The 20,970-nt window shown below is 47.6% G+C and carries 13 protein-coding genes; 8 read left to right on the top strand and 5 right to left on the bottom strand.

Annotation, left to right across the window (positions count from 1 at the left end; translation table 11 throughout):
- Positions 1–451: 451 nt before the first annotated feature.
- The 3 genes from K384_RS05365 to K384_RS05355 form a co-directional block, all read right to left on the bottom strand.
- A complete protein-coding gene (locus tag K384_RS05365) occupies positions 452–1,444 on the bottom strand; it encodes a hypothetical protein (RefSeq protein WP_038030172.1) in 993 nt (330 codons plus the stop codon).
- 135 nt (positions 1,445–1,579) lie between these two features.
- Positions 1,580–2,995, bottom strand: a complete 1,416-nt coding sequence (locus K384_RS05360; protein ID WP_169737619.1) for an SGNH/GDSL hydrolase family protein — start codon at positions 2,993–2,995, stop codon at positions 1,580–1,582.
- 46 nt (positions 2,996–3,041) lie between these two features.
- A complete protein-coding gene (locus K384_RS05355; protein ID WP_038030169.1) occupies positions 3,042–4,298 on the bottom strand; it encodes an OmpP1/FadL family transporter in 1,257 nt (418 codons plus the stop codon).
- A 238-nt stretch (positions 4,299–4,536) separates the two neighbouring features.
- Here K384_RS05355 and K384_RS05350 point away from each other — a divergent pair, with 238 nt between their 5' ends.
- Positions 4,537–4,962, top strand: coding sequence for a nuclease A inhibitor family protein (locus K384_RS05350; RefSeq protein ID WP_051633142.1), 426 nt, complete (start codon positions 4,537–4,539; stop codon positions 4,960–4,962).
- An 87-nt stretch (positions 4,963–5,049) separates the two neighbouring features.
- Here K384_RS05350 and K384_RS05345 read toward each other — a convergent pair whose 3' ends face one another.
- On the bottom strand, positions 5,050–8,037 hold the full coding sequence (locus tag K384_RS05345) for a glycosyltransferase family 117 protein (protein ID WP_245605282.1): 2,988 nt from the start codon (positions 8,035–8,037) through the stop codon (positions 5,050–5,052).
- Positions 8,038–8,225: 188 nt separating this feature from the next.
- Positions 8,226–9,324 (bottom strand): peptide chain release factor 2 gene (gene prfB, locus K384_RS05340; protein WP_157630065.1). Its coding sequence is split into 2 segments (ribosomal slippage): positions 8,226–9,263 and positions 9,265–9,324, totalling 1,098 coding nucleotides; the frame shifts between segments, so codons are not numbered across the junction.
- Positions 9,325–9,811: 487 nt separating this feature from the next.
- Between prfB and K384_RS05335 the strand changes: the two genes are divergently transcribed.
- The 7 genes from K384_RS05335 to K384_RS05305 all read left to right on the top strand — a co-directional run bounded on the left by K384_RS05335 (position 9,812) and on the right by K384_RS05305 (position 20,965).
- Positions 9,812–12,859: a SusC/RagA family TonB-linked outer membrane protein gene (locus tag K384_RS05335; protein WP_038030165.1), complete on the top strand. Its 3,048-nt coding sequence runs from the start codon at positions 9,812–9,814 to the stop codon at positions 12,857–12,859.
- 19 nt (positions 12,860–12,878) lie between these two features.
- The gene (locus K384_RS05330) at positions 12,879–14,306 is read left to right on the top strand and encodes a RagB/SusD family nutrient uptake outer membrane protein (protein WP_051633140.1); all 1,428 of its coding nucleotides are present in this window, start codon (positions 12,879–12,881) and stop codon (positions 14,304–14,306) included.
- A gap of 95 nt (positions 14,307–14,401) precedes the next feature.
- Positions 14,402–15,193, top strand: a complete 792-nt coding sequence (locus tag K384_RS05325) for a DUF4843 domain-containing protein (RefSeq protein WP_038030164.1) — start codon at positions 14,402–14,404, stop codon at positions 15,191–15,193.
- Between the two features lie 120 nt (positions 15,194–15,313).
- Positions 15,314–18,757: a S8 family serine peptidase gene (locus K384_RS13300; protein WP_051633139.1), complete on the top strand. Its 3,444-nt coding sequence runs from the start codon at positions 15,314–15,316 to the stop codon at positions 18,755–18,757.
- A gap of 17 nt (positions 18,758–18,774) precedes the next feature.
- On the top strand, positions 18,775–19,497 hold the full coding sequence (locus K384_RS05315) for a hypothetical protein (RefSeq protein ID WP_157630064.1): 723 nt from the start codon (positions 18,775–18,777) through the stop codon (positions 19,495–19,497).
- A 98-nt stretch (positions 19,498–19,595) separates the two neighbouring features.
- The gene (gene rsmH / locus K384_RS05310; protein WP_038030160.1) at positions 19,596–20,519 is read left to right on the top strand and encodes a 16S rRNA (cytosine(1402)-N(4))-methyltransferase RsmH; all 924 of its coding nucleotides are present in this window, start codon (positions 19,596–19,598) and stop codon (positions 20,517–20,519) included.
- Positions 20,520–20,590: 71 nt separating this feature from the next.
- Positions 20,591–20,965 (top strand): FtsL-like putative cell division protein, encoded by a 375-nt coding sequence (locus tag K384_RS05305; protein ID WP_051633138.1) that lies wholly within the window; start codon positions 20,591–20,593, stop codon positions 20,963–20,965.
- The last annotated feature ends 5 nt before the right edge of the window (positions 20,966–20,970 follow it).

Raw genomic sequence — 20,970 nt, 5'->3', positions numbered from 1 at the left:
GCAGATACAGCGGCTTTTGGCATTGGCTTCTTTGAGTCTTGTCCCTTTTCATTTCGAGCGTAGGCGAGAAATCTTTTTTGCCGCTTGTAGCTTGGTTTGAAGAGATTTCTCACTACGCTGCGCTCCGTTCGAAATGATAAGCTGTATTTGTACAGTTGCTTTCCTTGCTTTGTTAGCGAGCATCTCACTTTGTTATTTCAAGTATTCCTTTTGTCTTTTCGAGCGTTCCCCTTTTGTCTTTTTGCTTTTTCGAGCGCAAGCAAGAAATCTCTTTTGCCTCCTGTAGTTTGGAAGGATGAGACTTCTTGCCTCACTGCGTGAGACTCGAAACGCCAAGCTGCGTTTCGCTCAAAATAACGACAGAAGGGGAGGAAGTGTACCGGCACTTTTCCGGGGGGATAAAAAAAGAGGGACTTTTAAAAGTCCCTCTTTTTAGCTTGTGAATGTGTGCTTATTTCTGCACTACATATTCAAGAGTTACGCTCTTACCTGAGCCTGAATTTTGAATGCTTTTTACTTTTATTACACCTTTCTTACCCATGTCATTGATAAAGGCATAGGTGTTGCCTTGAGTAATGACCATGTAGGCTTGGCTGCTGCTGATGCCCAATTCATCCACATCGTCGGCAGTGGCATTGGCAGGGTCCAGGGTGGTGGTGGCAAAGTAGGTGTCTGTGCTTGATGTTGCATTGGAACCGGCAGAGCCGAAGTTGAAGTTGGTGCCGAACAAGGCGGCGTCGTCATCAGAAGCACGCAAAGCGGGGGATATTAAGACAATCTTGCCGGCGCCTACGCTGCCACCGGTGCTTTGTCCAAGGGTAATGTCTATCTTGGCGGCATCGGTAGCGTTAAGAGCATCCACTTGTGAAGTGGTATATACGGTTTCGTTATCGGTACGCAGGTAGCTGCCTTCGCTGGCTCCCTGGTCACCTAACTTAACTTCTACTATTGCACTTATGGTTGGAGCAGAACCACCGGCGCCAATATCTACGGCTTCTACCCGTCCACTGCCGGGCTTCCCGACAGTAAAGAAGAAAGAGCGTTCCATGGTGCGTCCACCATTAGCACCTTTGTCTTTGGCACTCACGCGCACTTCTACTTCTGTGTCTGCGGTCCAGTTGTCAGAAACGGGAATATCCAAAGTAGCTTCGTAGGTAGTGTTGTTCTCGGTGAAACCGCTTTTCTTGGGGAAGTTTTCAAGGTTTTGAGTAGGTAAGCCGGTAATAATCAATTCCACGTTGACCAACTTGAGTTTTTCCGGGGCATAGATTTTAACCCCTAACTTGAAGCTGGTACCGGAGTTAAAGGCATAAGAGGCGTCCGGTGTGCTGGTAAAATCAATGGTCGGTAGAGGTGCAGCAGGGTCCTTCTTTTTGCAGGAGCTTAAAAACACTACACCGACTGCGACTAACAAATTCAGCAGGATTACATTCGTTCTTTTCATAAGACAAAAATTTTAGTTTAAACACATCCTCATATGCGTCAAATATTATACCATGTTGCGATATTGGGTGGCATATATAACAAAAAAACCTGCCCTAAGGGCAGGTCCGAAAGCTTGACGGTATGGTGTCAAGAATTAAGGAAATTTGACCCCTCTGGGGTTCAGGGCGTTGATATCAATCAACGGGATATTGGCATTATATGCCTTGTTGATATGACGCAAGAAAATATTTGCCATGATGGCATAGCCTTTGGGAGTGGGGTGCACTTGGTCAATAGAGAAGAAACCACCACTGAAAGGCGTGCCATCTACCTGCACACCTTCAATGCCTTGTCCGCTCAATACTTGCAACAAATAAGGATCCGTATCAATCACAGGAATGCCTGCAGCATCAGCCACTTGTTGAATAATGGTGTTGAAGGTAACTACGGCGGTAATTGCTTCTACCAGCTCAGCATAGTCCAACACATCCCGGTCAGCAATAGGGGTGGGAGTGTCGGGGATGTTGTCGCTATTGGTATCGGTCATCCAGCCGCGTCCGGTGGCTATTTCGCCTGCATGCCCGGTAGGGTTGGCAGGGTTCAGGAAGTGATACAGCAGCAGGTCTTGATTGGGGTCCATCTGACGCACTTCAATTACACTGGCAGTAGCAGGGTCATCTACTACAATGACGGGGTAGTTATTACCTGCTTGAAAACCGGGATCAGAATAGCCGGCCAACTGATAAGCACCGTTAAGCTGTGCGGCAGTGGTTGCGTCCAGCGGAATAACAGGGAAGCTGCCTCCGGCTTGTTGGGCAACCAAAGCATTGGGTGCATATACATAAGGAATGGAAGTAACATTGGGAATGTTGGCTATAACGCCTTTTGCCCCATTTTCGGTGAGCTTGTCAATAAGAGCTTGATAGTTGGTTTGGAAGGTAGCGGCATCGGTAATAGGGGAGGTGCCACCACTGGTAACAAAGCCCAATACGTCGTTGTTGCCCATCCAGCAGGTGAAGAAAGTGGGGGCTGCCTCACCTACCATGTCTATGTAACTGGTGGGATTGCCTGACTTTAAGCGTTCAAAATAAGGGTTTCCTTGGCTATACAGAGGGTCTTGCAAGTTGGCTACAGCAATGCCCGGAATGCCCAAGTTGTTAGGCAGGGGACCGCTGTAAGCTGTTAACTGAGCAGCACCGCCGGGTAAAGTTTGGCCGGTAACAGCCAGGTTGTTGGTTTCGGTTTCTACGATTGGCACACCGTTGCTGTCGAAACCGGTTACTTTAAAGTAACCACTGCCATTTTCCTGTCCTTCGGGGAAGTAGGCTTGCACAAAGTCGCCACCGCCTACCAGCTTGAATTGCTTGGCAATCAAGTTGGGATAAGAGGCCTCAATCCCTTCATTGTACACGCCTCCGTCCATATAACCGGCAGTAAGCGAGTTGCCCACAGCTACGTATTTGGTCAAGTCGATTTCGCTGCCTTTACTGATAGGCGACTCTATCTCAGGCTGGCAGGCCGTGAAGCCAAGGGCAGCAGCCATGGCTATGTATAATATGTTCTTTTTCATGGTTTTCTTTGTTTTGATTTGCATCTAAGGTCTTGATACTGTCAGCTTAGAAATTGTAAGACACACCGAATGAAGGAATATAAGCTTGGGTTTTGAAGGTGCCACTGATAGTGTTGGCATCGGTAGCTGCCAACTGGCTACGCTTTTCTTTGTTTACAAATAAGAAGCCTGCATTGATATTCAGGTTGCCCAAGGAGTAGCCTAAGCCTGCAGTTAAGCCCAATGCATTGGCATCGGGGGTTTCGGCGGTCATGTAACCTTCCGGCACAGGGGTGAAGTCATAGTAAGCACCCACACGTGCTTTCAAAGCATCGGTTACGCCATATTCGGCGCCAATGCCTACTGTAATGGCATCTTTGTACTTACGCTTGGATACTGATTCAGTGGCTCCGCCGACAGGATCTTGGAATTCAAACTTCAGCTGTTCGTAGGCACTCCATTGCGTATAACGCAGGTCGGTAGCTACGGTCAGCTTGTCGTTGCTGTAAGCAAAGCCAACAGTAAGCACGCCCGGCAGAGGCAGCGAAGAGCTGAACTTGGTGTTTTGCAGCTGTGCACTCTGCTGGAAGGTTTGGCTGGTACCTGTCAGGTCAAAGGTTACGTCGCCTTCTTTTACTTCCGACATCACTTTGGAGCGGTAGTTCACGCCAAACGAAAATCCATCGGGCGATTTCACGAATAAGCCTACGTTATAGCCAAGGGCTGTTTCGGCTGTGCCTGTGAAATCAACCTCAGCAAAATTGCCGGTAGTAGGGTCTGCGATGCCACGCTTAAGGTTGATGCTACCCAGCACTACGTCCAATCCGGCGCCAATGCCTATGTAATCGTTGATCATGAATGAAACCGTAGGTTGAATGTAGATAGCACGTAGCGACAGCTCACGCAGATAGGTTTGTTTAGGCCATCCGTCTTCCCATTTTACGGTAGAACCATAAGGCGTGAATACGCCGATACCTGCTTTCAGGCGTTTAACGCCGTTTTCATTTTCAGGACCGAAGCCGAAAGCTGCATAAAGATAGAAGGGCAGCGATACCGGGTTATCGGTTTTTGCTTCGGCATAGTAAGGCTCATTTTCAAGGTAAGAGATGCGCGAGATGATGGGGCTTACCCCTGCCGACACCACGTTGCCCTCGAGCATAGCCACAGCACCGGGGTTGAAGAAAATACTGGCCGCATCGGGCACCGCAGTGGCTACATTACCCATGCTGGTTTGTCGAACGCCTTGCAGCACCACTTGGAAGCCGCCGGCGTAAGCCGCAAAGCTGCTGGCTCCGACCAATAGGCTAAGTACTAATTTTTTCATAATACATTACGTTTTGTTTTTACTGAAAATACAAAGCAAATATAAAATAAGTATTCATTCATACTAAAAAAAAGTGATATTTTTTAATTGTACTATACAACTTTTAAGTTTTTTATATTGCTAAAAGCGGGTGGTGTGAAATTTAAAAAGTAACTTATGCTTGCATACCTAACATAGTGGTATGTATATTCGTATGTTTTATAATATTGCGCACTAAAAAACGAGCAAAGAAGAGTCTATGATGCAAGAAGAAGACAAAGCAGCTGAAGTGGCTCTACGCCTGGATGCCATCTCTGCCAATCTGTTATACCCGAGCGAAACCGATGAGCCTTTTGAAGGCTTTTATTGGTTGGTGGAAAAGAGTGAAGGACCGCTTTCCAAAGAAGAGGTACGCGAAATATTGGCGCTTGCCCCCGGAGTGCCTATAGAGGAGCGTTCGTTCGATGCTTTTTTCTATCCGGTAGCCGTGCCGCAAGACTGGCACACAGAGGAAGAGCTGGACATGGTCGATCAGTTTCAAGAAATGATTTTTGAATTGCGTAAGCTGGTGCGCAAGCCCCAAGTGTTTGTGGTGGGCAATGTAGAAAAAGATGTTTATATCGTAGGCAAGGCAAAAGAAGGTAACTTCTGGGCAGGCCTGAAAACCAAGATAGTAGAGACCTGAGAGGGGCGCTTGAGTAGCTGTGGGTACAAAAAATAAAAAGCGGGGCAATCAAACGCCCCGCTTTTGTTGTTTCATTTGCATTTATGGCTATTGCAACAATCCTTCATATTTTTGAAGCCACTGTTTGTATTGAGCGGCTTCGGGCAGCTGATACTGCTCAAACACCTGCACGATATGGTTGAGTGTGTACAAGTTTGCCATGAGGTTGCGTGAGTAAAGGTCCTGCTGTCGCAGCGCATACTCTATTTCCTCTTTGGCCCTTCTTGCCATAACTTCTGCCATTTCTTTGGCTTTAGCGGTTTCATCCACCAGCAAGAGCAGCTGAATATACTGAACGGAATACACGTCGTAGGGAATAGAGGCGTCGGGCATCAAGCGCAGGCTTTCGAGTAACGCCTTTTTTGCTTTGTCTTTCTTGCCCTCCATAATCAGCTGCTCTGCCAGGCGGGCAAAAGCATTGCGGGCAATGAGCACAAAGCGACGATAGTCTTCATTGTAGTGTATGTCAGGGCGATCAAGGTTTCGCCAGAACATCTTTTTCATCATGTTTTCATACATGATATCGGTGTTCACGAATATGTCGCCGGCCCCTCCCAGCTTGATGGGGGTAAGGCGGTAAGCAAAGCCTTCGGCCTGCAGGTAGGGCTCCAAGCCCATGTAGTCGGTGCTGCCCAGAGTGGGGGCAAAGTAGATGGGGCGTTCCCATCCGTTGGCATTGTTCGTGGCTACGACATTCAGTACAGCCAGGCTGTTCTTAAAGAACTGCTCAATGGGCAAGGTCCATTCCATGTGGCCGGGAAGGTTCTGCGCCTTGTCTTTGGGCAGCCAAGACTGCACTTTGCCGGGGTCTATGTTTAACTTCAAGTACACCTTTTGAGAAGGTAAGATGGCAATGGCGTTGCCATACTCCGGATTGGGCACACGCACCACCGGATGGTTCTCCTGCAATAGCTTAAAGAATGTATTTAAGTCAACACCTTTTTGATATAGCGCTTCGGCTTGTGTACTGCCAAGCTGCGGGGCTTTCATGACCACCACTTGTTCGTTGACACCGGCAGCAAAGTCTTTTTCTTCAAGCGAGATAGGCAGAGGGGTAGATTCATACACCTGCCGCTTCATCTGCGAAATATACCAGTCAGTAGCGAACAAGCTCAGGTTACATACACGCACGTCGGTGCGGAATCCTTCCACTTCCTGCACATACCACAGCGGGAAGGTGTCGTTGTCGCCCGCTGTAAATAAGATGGCATTGGGTGCGCAAGAGTTGAGAATATTCTTTGCCATATCCACTTGGAAGTAGCGGTCTGAGCGGTCGTGGTCGTCCCAGCCTTCGGCTACCATGATGCCCGGCACAGGCAGGCACAGAGCAGTAGCCAAAGCAGCTTGCAGCTGTTTGTTTTTTACAAGACCATTAATCAAATCGGCTAAGGCCATCACGCCGAAGCCTATCCACATGGCAAAAGCGTAGAAAGAGCCTACATAAATATAGTCACGTTCGCGGGGTTCGATGGGCGGGGAATTAAGATAAAGCACCAAGGCAATGCCCATGAAGAAGAAAAGCAGAAGGGTAAAGTAAAACACTTGACGGTTGCGGGCATATACAAAGAACAAGCCCAAGAGGCCTAATAGAAGAGGCAGGCTGTAGTATTGGTTACGGGCTTTGTTTTTTGCCAGCAATTCCGGCAAGTCCTTGTCGCTGTCCCAAGGTGCCAAGAAGCCGGCATTTTGAATGTCGCTCTCCCTGCCTGCAAAATTCCACATAAAATAGCGGAAATACATGTGGCCGATTTGGTGCTTTAGCAAGAAAGCAATATTGTCGGCAAAAGTGGGCTCTTCGCCTTCCCGCAAGCCTAATATCTGGCGGTACATGCGCACATGACTGCCCTCACGGCTGTATATGCGCGGAAAAAGCATGTTTTTATCATAGGTATAGGTCTCTTTGTAGTCGTAAATCACATATTTGCCTTTCGCTTCATCCTTGCGGTAAAGGGGAGCTGCCTTCTCACTGCGAACAGGGCGGGCTGTAAACACAGGTCCATAGAGCAAGGGGCGATCGCCGTACTGCTCGCGTTTCAAGTAAGAAACAATGCGTATGGCATCGCTGGGGTCGTTTTCGTTGATAGGCGGGTTGAATTGCGCCCGTATCAATACGATACCGTAAGAGCCGTAACCTATCAAGACGAGTGTAAGCATGAGCAGTGCCAGGTGGAGGGCGTGTTTTTGTTTGCGGAAGCTAAAGACCAGCCCCCAAATCAGCCCCCCTAACAACAGAAGGCTGAAGAAGATTAAACCGCTGTTGAAAGGCAGATTCAAGGAGTTTACAAAGAATATTTCAAATTTTCCGGCAAGTTCGGGCAGCCCCGGAATGATGAAAACGATAATAGCCAAGATAATGGCACCGCCAATAGCCATTGCCCATACTGCGCCCCAGAAAGTAGGCCGGGCTTGTTTTTCTTGCTGTTTCTTGTAGTAGTAAATAAGTGCGAGCGCCGGCAGGCACACCAAGTTCAAGATGTGTACACCTATGGAAAGACCTACCATATAGGCAATGAGCAATAGCCAGCGTTGTGCCTTTTGAGGGTCTTCGGTTTGTTCCCATTTGAGCATTGCCCAAATCACAAAGGCAGTGAAGAAGGAAGACATGGCATAGACTTCTGCCTCTACGGCAGAGAACCAAAAGGAGTCACTAAAAGTATAAGCCAGCGCACCAATGCCTGACGCTCCCAGGATAAGCAGGGTGTCGGCCGGAGTAGGCGACTTTTGGCGTCCGGCGGGCAAGAGTTTAAGCGCCAGCATGCCGATGCTCCAAAAAAGAAAGAGAATGGTGAAGCCGCTGGCAAGTGCGGAGCTCAGGTTGATAAAGTAAGCAACCTTATATACGTCGCCGGCTGCCAGAAACGAAAACAGGCGATTGAAAAGCAGAAAGAAAGGGGCACCGGGTGGGTGGGGAACTTCCAGCTTATAAGAGCAGGCAATAAATTCACCACAATCCCAGAAGCTGGCAGTGGGTTCCAGGGTCAACCAATAGACCGTGGTGGCTATAAGAAAAATGAGCCAGCCTGCTATGGTATTCATTCGTTGAAAGTGCTTCATTGTTATTGGATTTGTTTAATGTTATGTGTGTGTTTCTTGCTTCAACCTTTTTTATAAAGAAAAAGGGGAACGTTGCATTTTGGCGGCTTAATATTACAAAAAACCTAAAGACAAAAGAAACCGCCATAGAGGCTATGGCGGTTCAGCAATAAGAAAAAGCGATGCTTTTTTCAAGAGGTGCTGTCGGTAGCACTCTCCTGCAGAAGGTAAGCCTTGATGAAGTCGTCCAGCTCGCCATCCAAGACAGACTGCACGTCGCTGGTCTCTACGCCTGTGCGCAGGTCTTTGACCAACTTATAGGGGTGCAATACATAATTGCGAATCTGCGAGCCCCATTCAATTTTCTTTTTGGTGCTTTCTATCTTGGCACGCTCTTCTTCACGCTTTTGTAATTCCAGTTGATAGAGGCGCGAGCGTAACATCTGCAGTGCTTTTTCCCGGTTTTGGTGCTGCGAGCGCTCCTGCTGGCATTCCACCACAATGCCGGAGGGGATATGGCGGACGCGTACGGCCGTTTCCACTTTGTTTACGTTTTGCCCCCCTTTACCACCAGAACGGAAAGTGTCCCACTCCAGGTCGGCAGGGTTGATCTCTATTTCTATGCTGTCGTCCACGACCGGATACACAAAGACAGAGGCAAATGAGGTATGCCGGCGCCCACTGGCATCGAAGGGCGAAACACGCACCAAACGGTGCACACCTATTTCTGACTTTAAGTAGCCGTATGCAAAATCACCTTCTACTTCTATGGAAGCAGACTTGATACCGGCCACTTCGCCGGCTTGGTAGTTGAGCTCATGTACCTTATAGCCGTGCTTCTCTGCCCACATGATATACATGCGCAGCAGCATAGAAGCCCAGTCCTGGCTTTCGGTACCGCCGGCACCGGGGTTGATCTCCACGATGGCACTGAGTGCGTCTTCTTCGCGCCCGAGCATGCGCTTGAGCTCCAGGTCTTCGAGCATGCGCATCGCTTCTTGGTAGGCTTGTTCGACCTCGGTTTCGTTGCCCTCGCCTAACTCCAGGAACTCGTAAAGCACCTCCAGATCCTCTACTTTACGCAGCAGCGCTTCGTAGGGAACGACCCACCCTTTGAGCCGCTTGATGTGCTGCATCGTTTTTTGCGCTTCATCGGGGGTGTCCCAAAAGCCTGCTTGCGTGGTTTTTTCTTCTAATTGCTTGATTTCTTCTTTTCGCCGGGCGTAGTCAAAGATAACCTCCCAAAGCCGCAACACCGGCTTTTAACTCCTTCAGTTGTTCTTGTGTCATGCTTTTACTTGTTTTTGTTTCCTGCAAATATACATGATTCATGCTTATCAAGAGACAAGAGAAATACGAAAGCTGTCTGTCATCTCGAACGAGCGAGGCGAGTGTGAGCGCTCGTCAATTCAAGCTACAGAAAAAATGCAATAGATTTCTCGCTGCGCCCGAAATGACAAAGAGGCATGCTCGACATGATAAGAAGGGGGCAATAGCAAAAGGATGATGGGAAAAGGAGCTGCTTAAAGAGAGTAAGGTACCGGAAAGAACAATAGTAGCTTTCATTATACATGTGTGATGGTTTAGGGTATAAAATTTTAAAAAAACAGTTTTGTTATTCTTTGTTCAAAATAATGTTTTGTTTTGACTTGTTCGATTGCTTTTCTATTGGTGCTTGATATTTGAATGTTGCTTAAAAATTTGGTGATTTGGAAATAAAATCTATATATTTGGGCTGTAAGTTTATTCTAAACAAAAACCAAAAAAAGCAAGTCTTATGAGAAATCGTGTACTCATGAGTTTTGTCTTGGCGCTGTTGACAAGCCTCTGGGCTTTTGCGCAAGACAGAACAATCTCCGGTACCGTCAAAGATGACCAGGGACAACCCCTGCCCGGAGCCAGCGTGTATGTGAAGGACAACCCGTCTATCGGGACCGTGACCGACGCCAACGGTAGCTTCACCTTGACCGTGCCCGAAGGTGCTACCCTGGTAGTTGACTTTGTAGGGTATCAGCAACAAGTGATTACCGTGGGCACCCAGACCTCTCTGGATGTTTCATTGAAGCCCATGGGCTTAGAGGAGGTGGTGGTTACCTCTTATGGTACTATCGATAAGCTGAGCATCAGCGGTTCAGTAGCTGCCGTAAAAGGTGAAGATTTTGAGAACCTGCCACTCCAGACCTTTGACCGTGCCGTGCAAGGCCGTCTCTCCGGTGTTTTGGTGCAGGCAACCAGTGGTGCTCCCGGTGGAGCTTTGACTTTCCGTATCCGTGGTACCGGCTCTGCCTTGGCTTCCAATGCACCGCTCTACATCGTAGATGGCGTACAAATACAAGGCGGGGCTTTGTCCGGACAAGGTTCTAACAACGTATTGGGTGGTATCAACCCCAATGACATTGAATCTATTCAGGTATTGAAAGATGCTTCGGCCGCAGCTATCTATGGTGCACAAGCAGCCAATGGTGTGGTAATTATCCGTACAAAGCGTGGAAAGGGCAAGCCTCAGTTTACTTTGAATGTGCAAGAAGGTATTAATCAGCCTTTGAATCCGTACAAAGTGTTGAACGGACGTCAGTTTGCTCAAATCAAGAAAGAAGCTTGGGAAAACGCGAACGGACCCGGCTCTTATTATCCTTCCGGAGCAGCGAGATATGGCGATCCTGATGATCCGAATCTGACCAACTTCGACTGGGTGAATGAGTTGTTCCGAACCGGACGCCTGAGCTCTTACTCATTGTCTGCAAGCAAAGGTGATGACAAAGGCTCATTCTTTGTGAGTGGTGCTTACGACAGACAAGACGGACAAGTTATCAAAAACTATTGGGAGCGTTATGTGTTGCGCTTGAATACTACCCAGCAACTTTCCGACCGCTTGTCCTTGGATATGACCTTGAATGTGTCGAACCAAAAGATCTTTGGAGCAATTTCCAATGATATTGTATCAAGTGGTGCTGTTGGTAACTACCTGAACTCGCCTTTCTTTGGTGCGTTTGTTGCTACTCCCACTACCTCGCCTTATAATCCTGATGGAACTTATGCCCAGCGTAGCGATGGTTTGTGGGCTTTCAACTACAACATTGTACAAGGGGTGAACCAAGAGCGTCGCGAAGGCTCTATCTTCAAGACCATCGGCTCCATGCAGATGAACTATCAAATCGTTGAAGGCTTGAAGTTGGTAGCTTTCGGTGGTCTTGATTACTCCGTGAATAAAGACTTTAACTTCCGTCCGGCTACTATTCCTGCTTTTGCAAGTTTGGGAGGGTTGATTTCAGAAACCTACCGTCGCTCCTTCGACTACAACACCAGTGTGACCTTGAACTTCCAGCGTACTTTTGCTGATGTACATAATATAGCTGCCATTGCTGGTGGTGAGGTGCGTAATGAAAACTTTACGCTAACTTTTGCACAAGGTAATCAGTTGCCCAACCAAGGATTGACCGGCCTGAATGCTGCTTCCAAACCTCGCGATGTTGGGGGCCTTACCAGAGAGTACATTCGCCAGGGTATTTTTGGTAAGGTGCAGTACAATTATGCCGGTAAATACTATCTGGACGCCACTATTCGTCGTGATGGAACATCCCGCTTTGGTGCTAAGAATCGCTATGGTACTTTCTGGGGAGTATCCGGTGCATGGGCTATCTCAGAAGAAGACTTCATGGATGGTGCGGCTTTCTTGTCTAACTTGAAGCTGCGTGTTGGCTACGGTAAGGTAGGTAATGCTGAAATTGGTAATTTCCGTAACCGCAGCACCTTCGCTTCTGCCGGACAGTACTTAGGTGGTGCAGGGCTTGCTCCTAATGTGTTGGGTAATGACCTCCTTACTTGGGAAACATCTTATCAGACCAATATTGGTTTAGACTTTGGTTTGTTTGCCGATCGTCTCTATGGTTCTGTTGACCTGTGGGATAAAAAGAATCAGGACCTGCTTTTACCTGTTGACCTCGTAAACGATGCCGGTTCGCCTAACTCCATCACCGGTAACACCGATGCAGTCATCCGTAACCGTGGTATAGATATAGAGATTGGCGGTGTGCCTTTGGATAAAGGTGATTTCCAATGGACCTCCAGCTTCAATATCTCATTCTTGCAAAATAAAGTAGAAAAACTACCCAATAATCAAGATCGTATTACTGTAGATGTAGGTGCCGGTGATGTTGTTTTGCATAAAGGACAGCCCATAGGAGTATGGTGGTTGCCTGAATATGCAGGGGTAAACTCGGCAAATGGTATTCCCATGTACTACGATACCTTGGGCAATATCACCTACCAGCCTACTCAAAGAGACAACAAATTCTTAGGCTCCAATACGCCCAAGTTCTTCGGTGGTTGGAACAACGTATTCTCTTACAAAGGCCTGTCGTTGACAGTCTTCTTCCAGTACCAGATTGGCAACAAAGCCTTTAATGGTGACTTCTGGGCAAACATCTTGAATGGTGCACCTGACGGAAGCAACCAGTCTGTGTTGATTTTGGATCGCTGGCAGCAGCCGGGTGATGTGACCAACATGCCTAAGCCCATTGAAGGTGGCGTGTACTCAAATGGTGGTGGTTTATTTGCTTCAAGCTTCTATTTGGAAGACGCTTCTTATGTGCGTTTGAAGCAGTTGACCTTATCTTACGATGTGCCTCAAAGCATCATGAAATCCATTGGGGCCAGAAGCCTGCGTGTATATGTGCAAGGCTTGAACCTCTGGACCTGGACCAAGTCCAACCTGATGGACCCCGAGGTAGTAAACGCCAATGCTTTCAATGGTACATTGTCTTCTACCATCATCAACTATCCGAACCCCAAGCAGTTTAGTGCCGGTATTCAGTTAGGTTTCTAACCCAAAAGAAAATTAGACTATGAGAAAAATATATTTGTTCATATTGAGTGCCTTGCTCATGGGAGGTATCACCTCTTGTGACTTGGACGTAAAGCCCAACACAGCCGTAACCGAGGACCTACTTACTGACTCCACGGCAGCGATTGGCTTTTTGAATGCAGCTTATCGTGAGATGCACCGCTTTAACTACTATGGCCAAGAGATGATGGTCATGGGCGATGTGTTGGCAGACAATGCTGAAATTGCCAACAACACCGGGCGTTATGTGGCAGAAAATGCCAACCAAATCTATGCACATTATGGGTTTTGGTTTAATGCTTATACTGTAATCAACTATGCCAACTATGCCATAGATAAGGTAGAACAGCTGTTGGCAGATGGTAAAATATCGCAATCCACTGCCAACCAAATCAAAGGGCAAGCGCTTTTCTTACGAGCACTTTGCCACTTTGATGTTGCCCGTGCTTACGGCTATGAGCCGGGTAAAGAAGTGAATGGTTTCAACCTGAGTGCCGTGATACGTACAGCACCTATTAAAGGAGCTTCGGATGCCGAACCCAAGCCTCGTGCTACGAATACCGAGGTATATACTCAAGTGAAAAATGACTTGCTTGAAGCTATTAATTTGCTGAATGGCAATGACCCGGCTAATGCTCCGCGTCGTGCCGGTAAGGCAGCAGCAGAAGCGCTCTTGGCACGTGTATATCTTTATGAGGGGGACTACCCCAATGCTGAAACCTATGCTCAAAATGCTTTGAGCTCAACTACTGCAACCATCTCTGCGGCAGCTGATGTTGTAAGCGATTGGGATGCACTTACTGTACCCCATCCGGAGTCTATCTTTGAATTGGACATTAATCCTACAATAGACTGGAGTACAGTAGATGGTTTGAACAACTCGTTGAGTTCTCTGACTAATAACATCGCTTCTAACGGTAACAACTTTAGCGTGCAGGCTTCCGCAGATCTGTTGGCGCTGTTGAATGCCGAAGCCGGCGATGTGCGCATCGGCTTCTGGGATCAAGATACCCAAACAGGCTTCTGGCGCTTGCTGAAGTGGTTGGGCGGCAAAGGAGGTGATGTTAATTGCCGCAACATTCCGGTTATCCGTTACTCAGAGGTGCTGCTGATTCAGGCTGAAGCCGAAGCGCGTCAAGGTAAAGACAGTGAAGCTCAAACCACTATCAACATTTTGCGCAGCAATCGTGGCTTGACAAATACCACAGCCACTGGCTCAGCCCTTATAGATGTCATCATGAATGAGCGCCGTAAAGAGCTGATGTTTGAAGGACATCGTTTCTTCGACCTTAAGCGCTTGGGGCAAGATATCTTGAAAGATGGCGGTGCACCATTGCCTTACAATGATTTCAAAGTGCTGGCACCCCTTTCTAATCAAGACATCATTACTTCCGGTGGTGTATTGGTGCAAAACCCCGGCTATAATTAATCAATCAATTCTTGCACTTGGGGTAACCGGTATTTTGCCGGTTACCTTTTAAAAGGTGTGTGGTATATAGAATAAAATTCTAAATTTTAGTAACTATGAAAAAGATATTATACACAATAGGTTTGTTTCTGACCGGAGCCGCTCTGCTGAGCTCCTGTATGGAAGACCCCGGAACTACTATTAAATATGAAGGGAAACCCTTCGTTGAGTTCGATATTCTTACATCAGGCAGCTCGCTTTCGCCGGATGTGATTGATATTAATCAAGACGGTCTCCCGGTTGAGAAATCTTTAAAGATAAACTTGGTAGGGAAACTTCCCGAGCAAGATGTAACAATAACCGTTGCAGTATTGCCGGATTCTTCTACTGCTGTAGAGGGGGTTCACTATAACTTGCCCAGTAAGGAAATTACTATTCCTGCCGGGGAAACATCTGGGGAGTTGAAGATTGAGATCTTAGATGACAACTTAACTGAACTTTATGATCTCTATCTTGTCCTTGAAGGGGGAGGTGAATATGTACCTGCTGAGAATTTCAAGAATTTGCGTTATACTTTTGGTACTTGTCCTTTCGACATCAATACTTTCATTGGTACTTACGACTGTCTCGAACCGGGCTACGCTACTTATGAGGTAAACTTCTCCTTGGTGTCCGGAACGACGCTTAAAAACGATAATTTCTGGGATGTAGGAGCAGAGATAGATTATGTGTTTGCGTCAGATGGCGCTTCTGTGACAATCCCCACTCAAACATTTGGGTCTTATGAGGTAGATGGTTCCAGCCCTTCTAAGCCTAATACCTGTGACGGGTCTTTTAAAGTTGATTATCAAGTTCGCTCTGGGGGAGCAGTGATAGATGACAATACGCACACTTTTACTAAAAAATAATAAATAATAAAGGTTGGTTTTCTTAAATTTTGAGTTGACCTATAGGCATCGAAAGATGCCTATAGGTGTTTATAGAGAAGATGGATTACTGTTGAAACATAGAACAAATCGTAAGGTGGTATGAAGAAGTTCTTAAAAAACATTTACCGGCTATGGATACTCTGTGCGATTTTTGTGGGGCAAACACAAGCACAGCAGCAAACCAATAAAGAACGCCTGTTGGAGTTGGCGCAGCAGTACACGCAACTGCATGAAGCAGCGCGCCAAAGAGTGGCCCAGTATGCAGCAGCCAAGGGGGTAAGCACACGCGTGGAACTGCCCAACGGAAAAATCATTGAAATAGTAGATGTAACACCTGACGGGCAGCCGGTGTACCGTGAAACCAAAAATGTAGGAGCAGCCGCCACGATTGGCACCAATCAGTTACATCCGGGGGGCAGCTTGGGGTTGAGCTTGACCGGAAAAGGTATGGTGGTTGGTGTATGGGATGGTGGCAATGTACGTGCCACGCATCAAGAATTTGGCGGGCGTGTGCAGGCGGCCGGCGATGGTACCGCCCTTAGTGCCCATGCCACTCACGTGACAGGCACTATGATTGCTGCCGGTGTAGACCCTTCTGCCAAGGGTATGGCGCCGGAGGCAGTGGCACACACCTACTACTGGAACAATGACCTGGCAGAGATGGCGCAGGAAGCCGCCAACGAGCTGCTGGTATCCAACCACTCCTACGGAACGGTACAAGGATGGTACTGGAATGGCTCCGGTTGGGAATGGACCGGGGGCGCCGGCAATGAAGACCCCGATTTTGGTGCTTATACCTCAGAGTCGAAAGCCATAGACAATGTAGCCTATAACGCTCCTTATTATCTGATTTGCTGGGCAGCAGGGAATGATTTCGGTGATGGAAATGGAGGGCCGGGACCGCAGCCTCCCGATGGGGCAATTGATAATGGGGATTGTATAGGGCCCGAAGGTATGGCGAAAAATATACTGGCAGTGGGTGCCGTGGAAAAGGTCACGAACTACACAGACCCATCCAGTGTGAAATTGGCAAGCTTCAGCTCGCGGGGACCGGCCGATGACGGGCGCATCAAGCCCGACATAGTAGCGGCAGGCGTGAGTGTTTATTCCACAGTGAGCAGTGCCGATGATGCCTACGGCACAATGAGTGGCACTTCTATGGCTACACCGAACTTATCAGGTTCTTTGATTTTGCTTCAGCAGCTTTACTATCAGCTGCATGGGCAATATATGCGGGCGGCTACGCTGAAAGGTTTGGTGATTCAAACCGCCAAAGAAGCCGGACCCAACCCGGGTCCCGACCATTGGTATGGTTGGGGCTTGGCTGATATTGAGCATGCCGCCCGGGTGATATGGAATGAAAACGGGCAAAATATTCGTATCGTAGAGGCAGCACTTAACAATGGCGATACCTATTCCTTTACTTTTTATACAGATGCCACGGCACCGGTGGTGCTTACCCTCTGCTGGACCGATGTGCCGGGTACGAACCTCTCTACCGGTCTGGATGACCCCACGCCCGCTTTGGTCAATGACTTGGACGTGGTGATTACCGACGCCTCGAATAACCAATATTTCCCCTGGATTGGTCCTGCCACGCCCACCGGACCGGCCACCAAAGGGGTAAACAACGTGGACAACGTAGAGAAAATAGAATTTACCCCTTCCGCACCGGGTAACTATACCGTGACCGTATCTCACAAAGGTACGCTTATCGCTGCACCACAGGCTTTTTCCATTATACTGGAGGCGCCCGATGCTTCGGCACCTGCTTCGGTACTTTACTGGAAGGGCGGAAGCGGTGACCTGGCAGATCCTGCGAACTGGGCAACAGCCCCCGACGGCACCGGCTCCGCTATGCCCGATGCTACCAAACGTTTGGTGTTTGGTGCCAATGCTTTTTCCGGAAATGGAAACACCTTGACTCTTTCACAAGACTTAAACGCAGCTCAAATTTACTGGGCAGCTTCAGGCACTCAGCAATTGGACTTGCAAGGCAAGCGCTTTACTGTAAAAGGTTCGGTATTGATCAATGAAGGGAAATTGAATATAAGCGGTACCGGCTATATTGATTTGGGGACCAACTCAGGGGACTTAATAGCCAATCTGAACGAGTCAGACTGGAGTAAGGCTGTCGTTTCTGTTTGGATGGTGGACCCCAACACCAAAGCCGATTTCCAAAATGTGGCATCCATTGGTACTTTAACTATTTATCAAGGGGAAGTGGACTTGTCAGATGAGGAGTTCAGTGTGGACAATATTTATCCAAGCGGCACTTTACAGAAAAAGCTTATTTTAACAAATGCTACGCTCACTTTTGCTCAAAACATAGACTTAAACGATGCCAATTTGAGTGTTGTATCCGATGGGGCACGTTTGAATGCACTTTCCGGCACCGCATCGTCTTTGTCATTGAACAATGAAAATTATGATTTCGACATTACCGTGGACAACACCACTACTTTGTCGGTAGATGGTACTGACGGCGCCACCTTGAAGCGTTTAACCTTGAATAATGGAACTTTGGGGCTCAATAACGATATAGGCATTCATCAGCTGACAGCCATGCCCGGTACGATTATTCAAATAGCTACCGGAAAAACCCTGTCTATAGGCACCGGCTCTGCTATTACGGGTGATGCTTCCGGCACTGTGGTGCTGGCAGGTGTGGGAGGCAGTGCCACTCTTACCTCAATAGGTACCATGAAGCTATGTGCTTCTTATCTTACAGTCAGCGATGTGGATGTAGTGGAGCCCCTGGTAGCAACCGCTACCCAAAGCACACTGACCAATGCCAACGGATGGCTTGAACAAGGATGCGACGAGGTGTTGTTTGCTGATTTTACGGCACAATACTCTTGCGTAGCCGATGGAACCACTTTCTTCAATAACCAATCTACCGGTACCATTCAAACATATCTTTGGGACTTTGGTGATGGAAATACTTCCGGTGAGCCTTTCCCCACGCACACTTATGCTTCAACCGGCAGTTATGTAGTAACTTTGACTGTCTCAGACGGAACGAATACCCACATGAATAGCAAGACCATTCAGGTGAATAATTATAATTACACTTCAGCTCCTTACTTGTCTTATGTGAGTGGTAAGTTGTATGTAAACGGTAATGTTGGTTTCTATCGCTGGTTCAAAGATGGCGTCCTTATTCCTGACTTTACGAGCAATGGATTGCCGGTAGGTGAGTATGGAATAGGCGAGTACTATGCAGTGGTGGGGAACACCAACTGTGCCTACAAAACAGCCCCCCTCTTTGTGAATGGACTTGCCGAGGAGGTAGCCGAAGGAATGGAGCTATATCCCAATCCGTTTACCGGTGAGCTGCATATTAAGCTCATGCACTCATGGCAGGGACAATTTGAACTCTCTGTTACAGACCTTGCCGGCCGCGTGTATCAATCATATGAAAAAAGTAAGAAAAGCTTTACTTTTGTTGATACTTTGACCCCCAACCTGCCGGCAGGTATGTATATTCTTACCATTAAGAGCAACGATTTCTTGATTCATAAAAGAATTATAAAGCAATAAATTTCAATATTTTCCGTTTGATTGAAGAAGTTAAACTGTTAAAATTTCAATTTCTTATGTTACGATTACTTCAATTTATTTCAACTACCCTACTTGTATTTGCTGCTGTTAGCAGCTATGCACAAATTTCAAACGTGACAGCCTTTGATGGCACCCCTGTCAAGGAAAACAGGTATCCCAATGTAAAGGGAAGCCCATGGTTGGTAGATGCCTGGCTTGAGGGAGAGATCTGGGCAGAAGGCGAGCAACACCTCAAAAACGTTAAGTTGCGTTATGATGAATATGCGGATGAGGTGATTTTATTGAAAGAAGGCAAGAGCTTTCGTCTGAACCCAACGACCATTAAGGGGTTTGTTATTTATGTGCCGGAGTCATCGGATATGGAAGCAAAGCCCTATGTTTATAAAAATGGCTATCCGGAGGTAGATGGCAATAATTCATCTGCTTTTTACCGGGTGCTCTATGAGGGCAAAAAAGGCGCTTTCCTCTACCGCACAAAAGTAGAGTTATTTGAAAATGCTCCTACCTACGGCTCGGCCGTGAATGAAACATCTTTTATTCGCAAGAAGCGATACTATATTTATAAAGATGGTAAAATGCATGCAGTACGCCTTAACAAAAAAGACATACTGAAAACCCTGAATAGTAAAGAAGCAGAAGCTTTTGTAGCAAAAAATAAGATGAAACTGAAAAAAGAAGAGGAAGTCATTCGACTCTTTGCTGCAATAGAATCAATGTAGTCGTAAAGGTATTATATGTATCATTGCAAGCCCCCAAGCGGGGGCTTTTGCTTTTTGTAGCCATACCTTCCGTATCTTTGTAGAAAAAAGGTGACATTATGAGCAATTACCACGAACCGGTGATGTTAAAAGAAGTGTTGGACTTTGTGCCCAAGGAAGCAGACAAGCCGCTGTTGTTGTTGGACCTGACCTTCGGAGGTGGAGGGCACAGCCGGGCTATTTTGCAAAACATGCCGCCGCAAGCTGTGTTGTGGGGCTTTGACCAAGACAGCGACGCTGCCCGTCAAGCCAAGCAAATTACCGACCCCCGTTTTCATTTCTTCCAGGCCAACTTTCGTTTTTTTGGGCAATTTCTTCAGGCGCAGGGCAAAGAAGGCGTGGATTTCATTTTGGCAGACCTGGGCGTCTCTTCGCATCAGTTCGACACCCCCGAGCGCGGCTTCTCTTTTCGCTTTCCGCAAGAGCCGCTGGATATGCGCATGAACCGGCAAGCCCCCCTTACTGCTGCCGACATACTGAATACCTATGGCGCCGAAGAGCTGCAGCGCGTGCTGGGGTGGTATGGCGAAGTAAAAAATGCCCGCACACTTGCCAAGGCCATTGTGGCTGCCCGCTCTGTGCGCCCTTTGCAGAAAGTGGCCGACCTGAATGCTGTCATAGAAAAACATGCCTCCCGCCAAAAAGCACATCAATACTTTGCAAAAGTGTACCAAGCCCTGCGCATAGAAGTAAACGACGAGATGGGCGCCCTGCGCGAGATGCTTGAACAGGCGGCCACCTATTTAAATCCGGGAGGGCGCATGGTCGTCATCTCTTATCATTCATTGGAAGACCGCCTGGTGAAAAACTTCTTTGCCACGGGCAGCTTCCGGGGCGAAGAACCACCGCGCGATTTGTACGGAAATGTCTTAACTCCCTTACAACCCATTACACGCAAAGCCCTAATACCTACCGAAGAAGAAATAGCGCGCAACCCACGGGCACGTAGTGCCAAATTACGTGTAGCCGGGCGGATCAGGTAGGCGATGGTTTAGGTGTAAAGTTGTTTTTTACGGGCTTTCTGTGCATCTTTAAATGCAGTAATGCGACGGTTATGGCTGAAAACACTTATAAAAAACCACCTGTTCAAGGCGAGCGCAAGCGCCCGGGAGGCGTTTTTCATTGGATAGACAAGGTTTTGAATTTCGACTTCTTATTGGATGAAAAGCACCGGAAAAATGTGGTGCCTTATCTGCTTTTTTCAGCCTTGTTGGCAATTGTTTATATTGCCAACAGACACTACGCCGAGCGCAGCCAGCACCGTTTAATGCAATTACGCAAGGAAGTGAACAATTTACGCACAGAATACACTACCCGTAAGGCTGACTATATGGGACTGACCCGGCAGTCGGCAGTAAAGAAAAAAGCTCAAAAGCTGGGCTTGGAAAGTGGGCACAAGCCACCTTATGTGATTCGTTTGGAAGAGTAAACGGG

The sequence above is a fragment of the Thermonema rossianum DSM 10300 genome (assembly GCF_000426825.1).
Classification (GTDB): Bacteria; Bacteroidota; Bacteroidia; order Cytophagales; family Thermonemataceae; genus Thermonema; species Thermonema rossianum.
Note: the sequence above shows the minus strand (reverse complement) of the source record. Positions and strands in the feature narration are given on the sequence as shown.